General features: G+C 64.3%; 7 protein-coding genes. 2 read left to right on the top strand and 5 right to left on the bottom strand.

Features of this window, described 5'->3' with window-relative positions:
- Positions 1–95: 95 nt before the first annotated feature.
- From J3U95_RS22910 to J3U95_RS22890, 5 genes are all read right to left on the bottom strand, one after another.
- The gene (locus J3U95_RS22910) at positions 96–1430 is read right to left on the bottom strand and encodes an MFS transporter (RefSeq protein WP_208280945.1); all 1335 of its coding nucleotides are present in this window, start codon (positions 1428–1430) and stop codon (positions 96–98) included.
- A gap of 283 nt (positions 1431–1713) precedes the next feature.
- Entirely contained in the window at positions 1714–3555 is a 1842-nt protein-coding gene (locus J3U95_RS22905) for a DEAD/DEAH box helicase (protein WP_208280944.1), read from the bottom strand.
- 191 nt (positions 3556–3746) lie between these two features.
- Entirely contained in the window at positions 3747–6416 is a 2670-nt protein-coding gene (locus tag J3U95_RS22900; RefSeq protein ID WP_208280943.1) for a TonB-dependent receptor, read from the bottom strand.
- Between the two features lie 435 nt (positions 6417–6851).
- Positions 6852–8363, bottom strand: coding sequence for a tryptophan halogenase family protein (locus tag J3U95_RS22895; RefSeq protein ID WP_208280942.1), 1512 nt, complete (start codon positions 8361–8363; stop codon positions 6852–6854).
- A gap of 84 nt (positions 8364–8447) precedes the next feature.
- On the bottom strand, positions 8448–11327 hold the full coding sequence (locus J3U95_RS22890) for a TonB-dependent receptor (protein WP_208280941.1): 2880 nt from the start codon (positions 11325–11327) through the stop codon (positions 8448–8450).
- A 437-nt stretch (positions 11328–11764) separates the two neighbouring features.
- On the opposite strand from J3U95_RS22890, the gene J3U95_RS22885 reads away from it, so the two are divergent.
- Both J3U95_RS22885 and J3U95_RS22880 read left to right on the top strand, forming a co-directional pair.
- Complete coding sequence (locus tag J3U95_RS22885; protein WP_208280940.1) at positions 11765–13618, top strand: glycoside hydrolase family 13 protein; 1854 nt, start codon at positions 11765–11767, stop codon at positions 13616–13618.
- The gene (locus J3U95_RS22880; protein ID WP_208280939.1) at positions 13615–16521 is read left to right on the top strand and encodes an alpha-L-rhamnosidase-related protein; all 2907 of its coding nucleotides are present in this window, start codon (positions 13615–13617) and stop codon (positions 16519–16521) included. Before J3U95_RS22885 ends, J3U95_RS22880 begins: the two co-directional genes overlap by 4 nt.
- Position 16522 lies beyond the last annotated feature (1 nt).

Raw genomic sequence — 16522 nt, 5'->3', positions numbered from 1 at the left:
GGGACCGGCTCGGCCTCGGGTGAATATGTTAGTAAAACGTTACGATACGACAGCCGCAAAAATGACGGCGCGCGAGGGTTGGAAACAGCGTTGGATCAGGCCTTCGAGACCGGCGCCGCCTTGTCGGTGACGAACAGGGTCAGCACCGCCGCGACCAGCATGCAGCCGCCGCCCAGCACCAGGGTCAGCACCGCATGGCCGCCGAACAGGTACTTGGTGGCGCTGCCCAGCAGCAGGCCGCTGACGATCTGCGGGATCACGACGAAGAAGTTGAACAGGCCCATGAAGTAACCCATGCGCTTGGCCGGCAAGGAACCCGCCAGGATCGCGTACGGCATGGTCAGGATCGAGGCCCAGGCGATGCCGATGCCGATCATCGGCAGCACCAGCGTCTGTTTATCGGTGATCAGGAACACGCTGGCCAGCGACAGGCCGCCGATCACCAGGCAGGTCGCGTGCACGATCTTGCGCGAAGTCATGCGGGCGAACACCGGCAGGATGAAGGCGGCCAGCGCGGACACGCCGCTGTACACGGCGAACATGATGCCGACCCAGTTGCCGGCGTCCTGGTAGGCGGCCGACTGGGCGTCGACCGTGCCATAGACGTTGTCGGCGATCGCGGTGCCGGTATAGATCCACATCGCGAACAGCGCGATCCAGGTGAAGAACTGCACGAAGGCCAGCTGCACCATGGTGCGCGGCATCTTGCCGAAGCCGCCCAGGATCTCGACGAACATCGTGCCCACGCCGCGCGAGGCCTTGCGCTCCTTGTGGAAGGCTTCCAGGTCGGGCGGCGGCAGTTCGTCGGCGAACAGCACGGTCCAGCTCACGGCCAGGAAGAACACCAGGCCGCCGGCGTAGAACGAGTAGCGCACGGTGTCCGGGATCGTGCCGCCGACGGCGGCGTTGGACACGCCCATGCTTTCGAAGAAGGTCGGCAGGAGCGAGGCGATGACGGCGCCGCAGCCGATGAAGAAGGTCTGCATCGCATAGCCGGCGGTCTGCTGGGCCGGGTCGAGCTTGTCGCCCACGAAGGCGCGGAACGGTTCCATCGACACGTTGATGGCCGCATCCAGCATCCACAGCACGGCCACCGCCATCCACAACGCGGTGGAGTTAGGCATCAGGAACAGCGCGATCGCGGCCAGCACGGCGCCGATGAAGAAGAAGGGACGGCGGCGGCCCCATTTCGGGTGCCAGGTATTGTCGCTCAGGTAGCCGATGATGGGCTGGACCAGCAGGCCGGTGACCGGCGCGGCCAGCCAGTACAGGGACAGGTTGTCGGGATCGGCGCCGAGGGTGGCGAAGATGCGGCTGGTATTGGCGTTCTGCAGCGCGAAGCCGAACTGGATGCCGAAGAAACCGAAGCTCATGTTCCACAGCTGCCAGAACGACAGGCGGGGCTTCCCCACGGTCGATTGCATATCCATTGTGTGTCCCCAATCTGGCCCGGCGAAGCGGGCTTCTCTCGTGTGTGATTGCACGGCCGCTCGCGGGTGAGCATGCCGTCAGTGCCTTGTACAGGATGCGGTGCGAGGCCGGACGGGACGAAAAATGACGCCTACAGTCCGGCTAGCGTATCTGTAGCAAAATAACATGGTGATTTCTGAGTGTCAATCGTGGCGTTCTCATAGTGAGAACGCCATGACAGCTCAGGGTAAAGACAGGGTTTTGTAGTCAAACAACAGCGAGCGCCATTGTTTGATTACATGATTACGCCTGTCCCTTGCGGTGCGGCTTCTTGCCCGGCGCCGGTTTCTCGCTCAGGCGACGCTCGACGCCCTTCTTGGCGGCGTACGGCTTCTTCGCGGCCGGGGTGGCCGGGGTTTCGCCATCGCGCGTGATGTCGAGCTGGCGGCCCGCGACCCAGACGGTCTTGAGGTGATCGACCAGGTCCTTCGGCATGTCGTCCGGCAGGTCCAGGGTCGAGTAATCGTCATAGATCTCGATGCGGCCGATATGCTTCGACGGGATGTTGGCCTCGTTGGCGATCGCGCCGACGATATTGCCCGGCTTGGCGCCGTGCACGTAGCCGACTTCGATGCGGAAGGTCGCCATGCCCGGCTCCGGCTCGCGCGCCACGCGCTCCTTCTTGAAGCCCGGCTCGCGCGGAGCACGCGCGGGACGGTCTTCCCAGTCGCCGCGTGGCGGACGATCCTGGAAGCCGCGCTCGGCGCCGCCACCGAACTCGCGTTGCGACGGCACGCCTTCCGGACGCGCCTCGCGGTCCGGCTTGGTCAGCAGCAGCGGTTCGTCGCCGCGCGCCAGCTTGGCCAGCGCCGCCGCGATCTCGATCGCCGGGACGTTGTCTTCGCGTTCGATCTCTTCGATCAGCGAACGGAACACTTCCAGGCCGCCGCCTTCGGCCAGCGTGGTGCGGATCTGGTCCTTGAAGCGGCTGATGCGGACCTCGTTGACTTCCTTGATCGTCGGCAGCGACAGCGGCGCCACCGGCTGGCGCGTGGCGCGCTCGATCGCCTTCAGCAGGCCGCGCTCGCGCGGGGTGATGAACAGGATCGCGTCGCCGCTACGGCCCGCGCGGCCGGTACGGCCGATGCGGTGGGTGTAGCTCTCGGGATCCGACGGCACGTCGTAGTTGATCACGTGGCTGATGCGCTCCACGTCCAGGCCGCGGGCGGCGACGTCGGTCGCCACCAGGATGTCGATCTTGCCGTTCTTGAGCTGCTCGATGGTGCGCTCGCGCTGTTGCTGGGCCATGTCGCCGTTGATGGCGGTGGCGGCGAAGCCGCGCGCCTGCAGCTTGGTCGCCAGTTCCTCGGTGCCCAGCTTGGTGCGCGCGAAAATGATCATGCCGTCGAACGGCTCGGCCTCGAGGATGCGGGTCAGCGCGTCGAGCTTGTGCATGCCCGACACCAGCCAGTAGCGCTGGGTGATGTTCTCGGCGGTGCCGGTCTTGGCGGCCACCGTCACTTCGGCCGGGTCGCGCAGATATGTCTTGGCGATGCGCTTGATGGCCGGCGGCATGGTGGCCGAGAACAGCGTGGTCTGGCGGCCTTCCGGGGTCTGCTGCAGGATGTGCTCGACGTCGTCGATGAAGCCCATGCGCAGCATTTCGTCGGCCTCGTCCAGGACCAGGGTGGTCAGCTGCGACAGGTCGAGCGAGCCCTTTTCGATGTGATCGATGACGCGGCCCGGGGTGCCGACGACGACGTGCACGCCGCGGCGCAGGCTCGACAGCTGCGGACCATAGCTCTGGCCGCCGTAGATCGGCAGCACGTGGAAGCCCTTGATGTGGGAGGCATAGCTCTGGAAGGCTTCGGCCACCTGGATCGCCAGTTCACGCGTCGGCGCCAGCACCAGCGCCTGCGGCGTGGCCTGCTTGATGTCGATGCGCGACAGGATCGGCAGCGCGAAGGCGGCGGTCTTGCCGGTGCCGGTCTGGGCCTGTCCCAGCACGTCGCGCCCTTCCAGCAGCAAAGGAATGGTGGCGGCCTGGATCGGCGACGGCGTTTCGTAGCCGACCTCCTTCAGCGCTTTCAGGACGGGCGCCGAGATGTCGAGGTCGGAGAACGATGGGATGGGGGTGTCGGACATGGAGGAATTGCTCTTAAATAAGTAGAAACGAAACCGACAGTTTACACTGTCGCTTCGCCCAAGGCGCTAAATAGGGTGGATGCGGGGCCGAAAACCACAGAATCCGAAAAAACAAAAAAGCCCTTGCAGGCAAAAGCCTGCAAGGGCCCCGATGAGGGCTGGCTGCGCCGCGCAAGGCGGCGCCGGTATTATTACAGCTTGTAGTTCAGGCCGAGCAGCATCTGGCGGCCGTACTTGCTGTAGCCGCGCGGACGGTCTTCGGTGCCGGCGTAGCTGCGGAAGGCGGTGTCGGTCAGGTTGTTCACCTGGAACAGCACCGACAGGCCTTCGATCTGCTTGAAGTCGTAACCCAGTTGCAGGTCGACCACTTTATCAGCTTTCACGTAGGTCAGCTCGGTTGCACCGCCGATGCCGCCGATTTCACCCACAAAGTCGCTGCGATAACGCTGGCTGACGCGGGCCGAGAAACCGTCTTTCTCGTAGTAGGCGGTGACGTTGAACACGCGCTTGGACAGGCCCGGCAGCGGGATCGCCAGGCTGCCGAAGCGCTGGTCGACGATCGAGATTTCGCTGTTGGTGAACGAGGCGTTGGCGGTGATGCCGAAGCCGTCCAGCATCGGGTGGATCATGTCCAGCGGGGTCGAAGCCGCGAACTCCAGGCCCTTCAAAGTGCCGCCTTCGCCGTTCATCGGCTGGGTCATGGTGCCGATATTGGTCAGGGCGCCCTGCAGGTTGAACTCCGAGAAGTCACGCGGCACGGTCACGCTGTAGATGTACGAGGACAGGTCCTTGTAGAAGCCGGCGGCCGAGATATAGCCCTTGTTGCCGAAGTATTTTTCGTACGACAGGTCGACCTGCTTGGCGCGCCATGGATCGAGCTGGGCGTTGCCGCCGTTGCCCCATGGGGTGCCGGTGGTCTGCGCGGTCAGGCCCACTTCCAGCGCGGCGTTCAGCTGGTTCAGCTTGGCGCGCGCCAGGGTCTTGCCGGCGCCGAAGCGGATGAACTGCTGGTCGGGCAGGCTCCAGGCCAGGTTCACGCTCGGCAGGTAGTCGGTGTACTTCTTGCCGTCGGTCAGCGGCACCAGGTCGGCGAACGGCCAGGCGCGCAGCGTGTTCGCGGTCGAGCTCTGGTCGGTGTCGATCACCTGGATGCCGATATTGCCGCGCAGCGGCATCGACATCAGTTCGGTGTCGATGTTCAGCTTGGCGTAGCCGGTCTTGACCTTTTCTTCGATCGACCAGTTCTTGGTCGCGCCCCATGGCACCAGCACCGACGGGGTGAACGGGCCGAAGTTACCTGCCAGCACCGCGTCGATGTCCCAGCTCAGCGAGTTCTGCAGGCCATAGAGACCCTGCGAGCCATTGAGCACGCCAGGCGCGAAGGTGCCGTCGCCCAGCTTGGTGAAGCCGGTTTCCAGGTGCTCCTTCTCTTTCTCGCGCTTGGAGTGGTTGTAGCCGACTTCCAGGCTGCTGAACGGACCGTCGGCGAACTTGCGCTCGAGGCTGACGCGGAACGACGTCATCTTGTCGGTCATGTTCGGGGCGTTGACGTAGCCATCGCCAAACTGGCCGCCAATGGCGATCTGCGAAGGATCGTCGTAGACGCCCGACAGCGACAGTTGCGGGATGGTGCCGCCGTTGTAGCTGTAGTCCAGGGTCTGGCGGGTGGCGCGGCCCGAGTTAATCTCGATCAGCTCTTCCTTGTGGTCAGCCTTGGAACGGCTGATGTCGATGATGCCGACCCAGTCGCCGTTGCTGTAGCGGTTGTTCCAGCCGAAGGCAGTCAGCTTGTCGTCGCGCGTCATGCGGTTGTTGCGCACGACCGGGTTGACGTTGTTGGCGGTGCCGGCGATCGCGGTGCCGTTGACCACGGTCGCGTTCGAGAAGCGCACTTCGCCGTCGTCCTTCAGCGGCATCTCGATGCCGCGGCGGATTTCTTCCTGGTCGAAGCGCGAGTGATAGACGTCGAAGGTCGAGCTGAAGTTACGGTTCGGACGCCATTCCAGCACACCCATCAGGCCGTCGCGCACCTGGTCGCCGGTGGTGGCCATCGACTTCATGCCCTTCGGCACTTTGACGGTCGAGCCTGGCACGACGTTGGTGTCATCCACCCAGTCCCAGGTCTCGAACTGCTGATGCACGTTCGGCTTGTCCTGGCGCGCATAGCCGATCGCCACGCCGAGCGTGCGGTTGGCGAACTGGTCGATGTAGGACGCGCTGATGCGGCTGCCGGTATCCGGCGAGCCGGCGCTGATCGAGCCTTTCGAGTTCTTTTCGCCGCGCACGTTGACGGTGACGACGCGCTCGCGCAGCGACAGCGGCTTGATGGTCTGCAGGTCGACCGTGCCCGACAGGCCCTGGCCGATCACGCTGGCGTCGCCGGTCTTGTACACGGTGACGGCGCTGATCAGTTCCGATGGATATTGGTCGTATTCGACGCTGCGGTCCGAGCTGGTGGTGACCTGCTCGCGGCCGTTCAGCAGCGCGGTCGACAGGTCGCCCGAGGTGCCGCGGATGCTGATCTGCTGGGCCTGGCCATTGACGCGCTGGGCCGACAGGCCCGGCAGGCGGGCCAGCGATTCGGCGATCGACACGTCCGGCAGCTTGCCGATGTCTTCCGAGGAGATGGCTTCGACGATGCCGGTCGATTCGCGCTTGACGGCGATCGCATCTTCGATCGCGCGGCGGATGCCGGTCACGGTCACGGTGGTGACCGGCGCGTCCGGGTTCAGGTTGGCGGTTTCGCCAGTGCTGGCGGTTTGCGCATGGGCGCTGCCGGCCAGGACCGTGACGAAGATGGCGCAGCCGGCGGCAACCGGGCTCAGCTGGAATGCGGCACGCTTGGTGGCGATGTTTTTCATGTGTCCCCTCAGATAGAACGATGTAGTCCCGAACTCACCTGCTCAGACCGGGATCGGCTTTTTGCGACAAAATCAACGTTGGCCAGAATTTTGTATTAAAACTAGATGCACTGTCAACGGGAGTTATTTAGAGCAATGATTCAGCGATGGATTTTGCTAATACATTGTAATTTAACGGTTTTTTCGTTGTTTAAGAGCGACAAGGCAATACAGCACCTCTGTAGTCGGGCTACAAATGCCCTCAAAACCGGCACATTTTTGCTGAAATGCACCATCGTGGTGCGCTTCCTGTAGTAAATCATTCAGATCGATGACGCCGGGACCGGCAGACTGAAAATTTGCTACATAGATAAGTTGAGCAGCCTGATGCGGCCTTACAACAGACGAAAAAAAGGCCGCCTCATGGGCGGCCGTGCGGCAGAGTCGGCGAGACGACTAGGATTTTTTGGTGGCGCAATGCTTGGCGATGTACTCGTCATGCGACGGCATCACGTCCACGCATTTGCGGATCACGTCGCGCACGCTGGCCATGTAGTCGGCGATGTCCGCCTCGGACTGGGTATCGGCCAGCGGGTGGTAACCGTCGATCGGCATGTTCTGCCCTTCGAACACCTGCAGCCAGCCGACTTCAGAAAACAGTTCGTTATCGACCCGCACGACCTTGCCGCGCGAACGGTACAAGTCCATCTTCTGGCGCAGCGTCTCCGGAATCGCCATATTGGCGCATTCAGTCCAGTAGGCCGAGTCGGTGCGCTGGTTCAGGTGGTAGTGCAGGATGATGAAGTCGCGCACGCGCTCGTACTCGAAGCGCGACTGGCGGTTGAACTCATCGCGGTCGACGTCGCTGAAACGGCGGTCCGGGAACAGCTCGACCAGGCGCGCGATGCTCGACTGGATCAGGTGGATGCTGGTCGACTCGAGCGGCTCCAGGAAGCCGCTCGACAGGCCGATCGCCACCACGTTGCGGTTCCAGGCCCGCTTGCGCATCCCGGTCTGGAACTTGATCAGGCGCGGCTCGGCCAGCGCGCGGCCGTCGAGGTTGGCCAGCAGCGTGGCCGCCGCCTCGTCGTCGCTGATGAAGCGGCTGCAGTAGACGTGGCCGTTGCCGGTGCGGTGTTGCAGCGGGATGCGCCACTGCCAGCCCGACTTGTGCGCGGTGGCGCGGGTGAACGGCGTGATGGCCGGCACCGACTCGCAGGGCACGGCCAGCGCGCGGTCGGCCGGCAGCCAACCGGTCCAGTCCTCGTAGCCGGTCTCGAGCGCCCCCTCGATCAGCAAGCCCCGGAAACCCGAGCAATCGATGAACAACTCTCCTTCGATGCGCTGGCCGCTTTCGAGTTCGACCGCATCGACGAAGCCGTCCGGCTCGCGCAGGGTGGCGCGTGCGATCTTGCCCTCGATGCGCGTGACGCCGCGCGCCTCGGACAGTTTTCTCAAGTACTTCGCGTACAGGCTGGCGTCGAAATGATAGGCATAGGCGATGTCGCGCAGCGGCGAATTCGGCACGTCCGTGCGCGCCGGCATGAACTTGCCGGCCTTGGCCGCCATGCGCGTGATCGAGTATTCCTCGAGCGGCGCGGCCTTGCCCAGCGCGCTCATCTTGTGCCAGTACTGCTCGAACGGCACGGTGGCCAGGTCTTGTCCGATGCGGCCGAAGCCGTGCATGTAGCGCTCGCCCAGCTTGCCCCAGTTGACGAACTCGATGCCCAGCTTGAAGCTGCCCATGGTCTCGCGCATGAATTCGTTCTCGTCGATGCCCACCACGCGGTTGAAGCGCTGGATCATCGGAATGGTCGCCTCGCCCACGCCGACGATGCCGATCTCGTCGGACTCGACCAGCCGGATGTTGTAGCGGCCATTGAGCATGCTGCTCAATGCCGCCGCCGTCATCCAGCCGGCGGTGCCGCCGCCGACGATCACGATGTCCTTGATTGCCTGGTTTTCCATATTTTTAGTCCTGCTGTCTCTTCCAAGAAAAACAACCCCCGGGGCCGGGCGGCCGCGAGGGTTGCATTGTAGTCCTGCTGGTGCTTAGAACTTGTAGTTGGCGCCGAACTGGTAAGTGCGGCCGTACTCCACGCGACGGGTGATCGAATCGCTGTTGTCGGTGTACTCCTGGTACGGTGCGTTGTTCCAGTTGTTCGCCTGGGCGAACACCGACACGCCTTTCGCGAAGCCCTTCTGGATCTCGTACGAGATCTGGAAGTCGACGATGGTCTCGCCCTTCACGAAGGTGTACTGCAGCGTGTCCGAGAAGTCGGGCGACTGGCCCAGGAAGTCGGAACGCTTGCGCGCCGCGGCAGCGATCTGGAAGCCGTTCTTCTCGTAGTACAGGCGCAGGTTGCTGACCTTGCGCGACAGGCCCGGCAGCGGGATGGTGGTCGCCGCCGTCTGCACATTGCCGAAGCCCAGGGCCGGCAGGTCGATCTTCGACGTGGTGTTCGAGTGGTTGGCCAGGATGCCGAAGCCGTCCAGCCATGGATGGACCATCTCGAGCGGCACGTTGATCGCCAGCTCGTAACCGCGGATGGTGCCGCCGTCGCCGTTTTCAGGACGGTTCAGCACGCCGATGGTCGAACCGGCGAACGAACCGGTGGTCGGCAGCGGCGTGGTCTCGGTAACCCACGGCGCGAAGTCATATTCCGACGGCGTACGCAGGATGAAGGTGTCGAGCTTCTTGTAGAAGCCGGCCGCGCTGATATAGCCCTTCTTGCCGAAGTATTTTTCGTACGACAGGTCGAACGACTTGGCCTTGAACGGTTCGAGGGTCGGGTTGCCGCCGCCGCCGCTGAGGAACGGGTTGGTCACGCCGGTGTTGACGCCGAAGCCGATGCCGCCGCGCAGGTCGTCGAGGCTCGGACGCGACAGCACCTGCGCCACGCCCATGCGCAGCACCTGGTCGTTCTTGAGGTCGAACGACAGGTTCAGGCTCGGCAGCACATCCCAGTAGTCGTGCTCACCGGTAGTACGCACCACCGGGCAGGTGTCGGCGGTCTCGCCGGTGCAGTTGCCGCTGTTGTAGCCGCCGCCCATCTGCTTGGTGTGCACGAACTGGGTGCCGACGTTGCCGCGGTATTCCAGGCCGAACAGTTCGCCGTTCAGGTCGCCCATGACGTAGGCGGTCTGCACGGTTTCCTTCACGTCCCACATCTTGGTGAGGATGTCGGCATTGACCTTCGGCGCCAGCTCGTACACCGAACCCAGCGAGCCGAGCGGATTCCAGGTGGCGATCGGGATGCCGGTGGTGCCGGCCGTGTTCGGGGTGGCGCCCGGCATCGCGACGGCGCCGAAGCGGTCGCCGCCGAGGATCATCAGGCGGCCCTCTTCGCCGGTACGGGCTTTTTCGCGGTCGGTGAAGTTGTAGCCGAACTGGATCGCCGACATCGGACCCCACTCGACGTTGCGCTTGGCGTTCAGGCGGATCGCCTTGAGCGTGTCTTCGATGTATGGCTGGGCCAGGTAGCCGGCCTGGGCCAGCGGATTGTCGGCCGTGCCCGACCAGCCGTTGACGTCGGTCAGACGGGCGACGTTCGGGTCGGCGTAGTTCAGGCCGGTGCGCCAGGCGATATCGGTGAAGTTGCCGCCGTTGAAGCCGGTCCACGAGATCGTGTCCAGGTTGGCCGCGTTGCCCGGCAGGCCGGCGCTGGTTTCATAACGCGAGCTCAGCTTGGTCGCCTTGGACCAGGTGATATCGGCGCTGGTGTTCCACTCGCCCAGTTTCAGCTCGTTCTTCCAGCCGACGGTCTTGAGGTCGTCGTCCGCCGATTCGATGTGGTTGCGGATCACGGCCTTGTAGTTGGTCAGGGTGCCGCTGGTGGCGATGCCGTTCTGCACGGTCACGTTTTCCAGCACGCCGGCCGGATCGTACAGGCCCGAGGTGTTGGCGCCGACGGCGCCTTCCAGGCCGCTGCGCTTGTAGCCGGTTTCGCCGGCCGAATAGAACAGGTCGACCGTCGAACGGAAGTTGCGGTTCGGGCGCCATTGCAGCGAGGCGAAGGCGCCGTCGCGGTTGTGGTAGCCGGTTTCGGTGTCGGCGGTGAAGCCCAGCGGCACGCGCACGTTCTGGCCGTTGTACGGCAGTTCGGCGACGTTGCCGCCCCAGGCATCGTACTTGCGCTGCTCGCCGCCGGTTTCGTCGTACGAGGTCAGGCCGACCGCCACGCCGATCGTGCGGTTGGCGAACTGGTCGATGTACGACAGCGAGAAGCGGTCGCCATCGCCTTCTTCGGCGGTGCGCACGCCCAGGCGGCTCTTCTTGTAGTTGACCGCGATGACGCGCTTGCCGAAGTCGAGCGGCTGCACGGTCTTGAGGTCGATGGTCGCGGCCAGGCCCTGGCCGATCACGCTCGCGTCCGGGGTCTTGTAGATCACCACGCCGCCCATCAGCTCGGACGGGAACAGGTCGAATTCAGGATTGCGGGCGTTGCCGGTCGAGGCCATCTCGCGGCCGTTGAGCAGGGTGCCGTTGAAGCTCGGCGACAGGCCGCGCACCGAGATTTCGGACGCGCGTCCCGAGCCGCGGCTGCGCTGGGCGGTCACGCCCGGCAGGCGCGCGATCGACTCGGCCACCGAGGAATCGGGCAGCTTGCCGATGTCTTCGGCCGAAATCGCTTCGACGATGGAATTGGAATTGCGCTTGACCGAGATCGCCGCCTCGATGCCCTGGCGGATGCCGGTCACGGTGACGGTGGAGACGCTCGGCGCTGGCGCCGGGGTGGCGATGACTTCGCTGGTGGCAGCCGCGGTCGGGGTGTTCGGTGCGACGGCGGTCTGCGCTTCGCTGCCGGATGCCTGCGCGAAGGCCTGGCCAGCCAGCGCCGACAACAGGACGGCGCAGCCCGCGGCGAACGGGTTCAACGGGAATGCGGTACGCGCCGACTTGCCGGCGCGCCTGGTGGCGGTAGCTTTCATGTGTCTCCTCGGTGAAAGGCGGTTCCCCGCGGCGCGGCATGCCGCTGCCGGGGTCATTGCCTCGACAATTTTTATCAGTCCGACGCGACGTCTGTACTAAAACTAGATGTTGCAATCGAAAAACTGTGTGTATCGACAATAATGGCAGGTTTCGAAAAAAACAGTATTGCGCGCGTTGTAGCTGGGCTACAGAAATGGGCGGATTCGACTATAGGACAGCCGTTTTCGTAGTGTTTCTAAAGGAAATCTTAAGATTTGGAGACAGACCGTCCATGTAGTTCCACTAGAGACGGTAGGGGGTGTATTGATTGTTAGCGACCATTTTCTATAGTACTCTTTCGCCAACACAACAACACTTCGCGCCTACTCCGTATTCGTCCTGCATGAGTTTGTAGTCTTACTACCTCAGCTGACGACGGCAACGGCGCCCAATAATCATGAGACAACTCCTCGCCAGCATCGTGCTCGGCGGCGCTTCGCTCGCCGTCCACGCCCAGACTCCCGACATCGCCCGCATGGAGCCGCCTTTCTGGTGGGCCGGCATGCAGCACGCCCAGGTGCAGTTGCTGGTGTATGGCGACAAGATCGCCGACCTGGACCCGTCGCTGGCGTATCCGGGGGTGCGCATCGCCTCGGTGACCCGCACCCCGAACCGCAACTACCTGTTCATCGACCTGGCGCTCGACCCGAAGGTCAAGCCCGGCAGCTTCGACATCGCCTTCAAGGGCGCGAACCGTACGGCCAGCTATACCTATCGCCTGCTGGAGCGCGAAGCCGGCTCCGCCGAGCGCCAGGGCTTTTCCAGCAAGGACGCGATCTACCAGATCATGCCGGACCGCTTCGCCAACGGCGACCCGTCCAACGACAGCGTCGAGGGCATGCCCGATAAACTCGACCGCAAGGGCGGCCTGGGCCGCCACGGCGGCGACATCAAGGGCATCATCGACCGCCTCGACTACGTCGCCGGCCTGGGCTTCACCCAGCTGTGGCCGACGCCTCTCGTCGAAAACAATATGCCGGGCTACTCCTACCACGGCTATGCGGCCACCGACCTGTACAAGATCGACCCGCGCTACGGCAGCAACGAGGACTTCAAGCGCCTGTCGCAGGAAGCGAAGAAGCACGGCATCGGCATCATCCAGGACGTCGTGCTGTCGCACATCGGCAGCCAGCACTGGTGGATGAAGGATTTGCCGGCGCCGGACTGGATCAACTACAACGACAAGTTCGTGCCGACCCAGCACTACCACACGGCGGTGCAGGACCCGTACGGCTCGAAGGAAGACGCCGACAACTTCACGCGCGGCTGGTTCGTCAAGAGCATGCCCGACATGAACCAGTCCAATCCGCTGGTGGCGAACTACCTCATCCAGAACAATATCTGGTGGATCGAGTACGCGGGCCTGTCGGGCCTGCGGATCGACACCTTCGGCTATTCCGACAAGGCCTTCCTGGGCGAGTACACGAAGCGCCTGATGGCCGAATACCCGAACCTGAACCTGGTCGGCGAAGAGTGGAGCACCAAGGTCCCGGTGGTGGCCTACTGGCAGCGCGGCAAGCAGAACTTCGACGGCTTCCAGGCCTACACGCCGAGCCTGATGGACTTCCCGGTGGCCGAGGCGATGCGCAAGGCGCTGGCCGATAAAAAAGGCGGCAACGTCTTCACCGACGTCTACGAGACGCTGTCGCTCGACTACCTGTATCCGGAACCGGGCAACCTGGTGCTGTTCGCCGACAACCACGACATGTCGCGCATCTACAGCGAAGTGGGCGAAGACTTCGACAAGTACCGGATGGCCATGATCTTCATGATGACGGCGCCGCGCATCCCGCAGTTCTACACGGGCGACGAGATCCTGATGACCAGCGCCGTCGGCGAGCGCAACGATGCCACCTACCGCACCCCGTTCCCGGGCGGCTGGGCCGGCGACAAGGTCGATGCGTTCAAGGGAATCGGCTTGAGCACCAAGCAGCGCAATGCGCAGGACTTCGTGCGCAAGCTGGCCAACTGGCGCAAGGTTCAGCCGGTCATCCACAGCGGCAAGATGATGCATTACGGGCCGCAGGACAATACCTGGGTCTACTTCCGCTACAACGACGACAAGAAGGTGCTGGTCGCGTTTAACAACAACAGCAAGGAAAAGGCGCTGGACGTCGACCGCTTCCGCGAAATGCTGTCCGGCGTGGCCAGCGGCACCGATGCCCTGACCGGCAAGACCTATGACCTGCGCGAGAAGTTGACGCTTCCCGCACGCGCCGCCATCGTCCTCGAGCTGGACGCGCCACGATGAAGCGCCATGCCATCGCCCTGGCCGCCCTGCTCTCCTGTGCGACGTTGCCAACCCATGTCCTCGCCCAGAACATCGACGGCCTGTACGTGCGCGGCGCCTTCAATGGCTGGGGCACCGCCAGCCCGCTGGCGGCCAAGGGCGATGGCATCTACCAGGCCGACGTCGAGGTCATGCCCGGCAACCATGCCTTCAAGCTGGGCACCGGCGACTGGGGCGCCGAGTGGGTGATCGACCCGGACAAGAGCACGAGCGTCAAACCGGATACCGATTACCGCCTGGAGCGGCAGTCCGGTCCCGAGACCTTCCTGTTCGTGCGCCAGCCGGGCACCTACCGCTTCACCATCGATGCGCGTGATCCTGCAAAGCCCGCGCTCAAGGTGACGCGCATCGCCGACACCCAGCGTGGCGACGGCCCCGATCCGCATGCCGGCCACGCGGCCCAGGCCTCCCAGCAATGGCCGACCTGGGACGGCAAGGTTGAAACCGTGCGTTACTCGACGCCGGATGCGGACGCGCTGCTGCGCCGCTACGTCCAGTCGAGCACCATGCTGCTGCGCGACCCCGGTCCGCAATACGTCGAGTATGCGGAAGAAGACGGCCTGCCGCGCGTACGCAGCGGCAACCTGGCCTTCGATGCCCTGTTCGCCATGGCGGGCCGCGAGATGCGCCAGAACTCGGTCAGTCAGATCAACGACGGCAACTACAACGGCGGCAACGCGATCGACTGCGCGTGCTTTGCCACCGGAGAAAAGTGGGCCTATGTCTGGACCCGCGACCTGTCGTACGCGGCCGACCTGGGCCTGGCCCTGCTCGACCCGCAGCGGGTACGCAATTCACTCGATTTCAAGCTCTCGGGCTGGCGCCCGGGCATCACCGCCGCCCCGCAGGTTCCGGGCACGCCGGACGGCTTGCAGATCGTGCAGGACACCGGCAGCGGCGGCAGCTGGCCGGTCAGCACCGACCGGCTGACATGGGCCCTGGCGGCCGAGGAAACACTGCGCACCCTGCCCGCTCCCGAACGCGCACCGTTCGCCGCGCGCGCTTTGAAGGCGCTGTCGAACACGATCGAGATCGACCGCGTGGCGGCCTTCGATCCAGTGTCCGGCCTGTACACGGGCGAGGAATCCTTCCTCGACTGGCGCGACCAGACCTATGCCGCCTGGATCCCGGGCGACCTGGCCTCGATGGCCAGCTCGAAGGCGCTGTCGACCAACGTCGTGTACTACCAGGCGCTGAACCTGGCCGCGAAGCTGGCGCGCGAGCACAAGGATGACGACAAGGCACGGCGCTACGCGCGCTGGGCTACGGAACTGAAACGGGCAATCAACGACCGCCTGTGGTTGAAAGACGCAGGCATGTACAGCAGCCTCACCGCCGGCCATCTGGACGACGCGCCGCTGCACAAGTTCGACTGGCTGGGCCAGGCGCTGGCCATTGTCAGCGGCGTGGCCGACGACAGCCAGGCGCGCTCGATCCTGGCGCGTTATCCGCATGGCCCGCTGGGCGCGCCGATGATCTGGCCGCAGCAGATCGGCGCGCCGGTCTATCACAACCGCTCGAGCTGGCCGTTCGTGACCGCCTATGGCCTGCGGGCGGCGGCCCAGGGCAAGAACACGGCGGTGGCCGATGTGGCCTATGCTGGGCTGATGCGCGGTGCGGCGGTGAACCTGTCGAATATGGAAAACCTCGAGTGGCTGTCCGGCCAGCCGCTGCTGCTCGACGAAAACAACCCAGGACTGAGCGGCCCGGTGATCAACTCGCGCCGCCAGCTATGGTCGGTCGGCGGCTATCTCGGCATGGTGGTCAAGAATGTGTTCGGCGTGGAGACGCTGGACGATGGCATAGCACTGAAGCCTTTCGTCACGTCGAAACTGCGCCGCGAAACCTTCGGCGCCACGAACGAGATCGCGCTGCACGACCTGCGCCTGCACGGCAAGCGCATCGACGTGCGCCTGCAACTGCCGGCCGCGAGCGAGCGAGATGGCTATTACGCGGTCGAGCGCATTGTCGTGAACGGGAAGCCGGCGAAGGACACCATTCGCCTGGCGGACCTGGCCGACAGCAACCGCATCGAGATCACACTCGGCAAGCTGGTGGCCGGCCAGCAGGACATCCGTCGCGTCAACGCCAATCCCTATGAAGAAGCGAGCGCCGTCTTCGGCCCGCGCGAGCCGACCATCGACGGCCTGGCGCGCGCGGCCTCGGGCCCTGTCACCTTGCAGATCGGCGCCAACGGCAATGCCGCCAACGTGAGCTACCGCGTCTACCGCGACGGCAAGCTGGTGGCCGACAAGCTGCCGGCCGGGGCCTGGGTCGATCGCAAGGCCAGCGCTACCTCCTGCTACGCGGTCGAGGCGGTGTTTGCCGATAGCGGCAACGTCAGCCACCACAGCCAGCCGCGCTGCGTCGATGCGGGCATCGAGATTCCCGTGACCGATGCGCGTGTTCACGCGAACCTGAAGGCGACGGCGCCCGATGCGCGCTTCACCCAGCCGCACCTCAAGGACTGGGGCAAGCCGGGCGACCGCTTTGCCGTCGAAGGCATCCGCATCGAGCGGGCGGGCGATTACCGCATCCAGGTGCGTTACCACAATGGCGCCAACCAGGTGAACCTCGGCATCAGCGGCGGCGTCAAATGGCTGGCGTTGAAGGATGGCAGTGGCAAGGTGGTGGCCCAGGGCGTGATCCAGCTGCCGCATGCGCCGCTGCTGCAGAAGGACACGCCGAGCGTGTATTCGACGCCGCTGGCGGCGCGCGTCAAGGCAGGCAGCTACCGTGTCGAGATGACGGACTTCTACAATATGAGTTATCTCGACAGTAACCGCAGCTTCACCGGCGCCGGCGGCGCCGAGCCGTCGAACCGCTTCGATATTTATGGCGTGCGGTTGTTGCGGGTGAAATAGC

The organism is Massilia oculi (assembly GCF_017582745.1).
Taxonomy (GTDB): domain Bacteria; phylum Pseudomonadota; class Gammaproteobacteria; order Burkholderiales; family Burkholderiaceae_D; genus Telluria; species Telluria oculi_A.
Note: the sequence above shows the minus strand (reverse complement) of the source record. Positions and strands in the feature narration are given on the sequence as shown.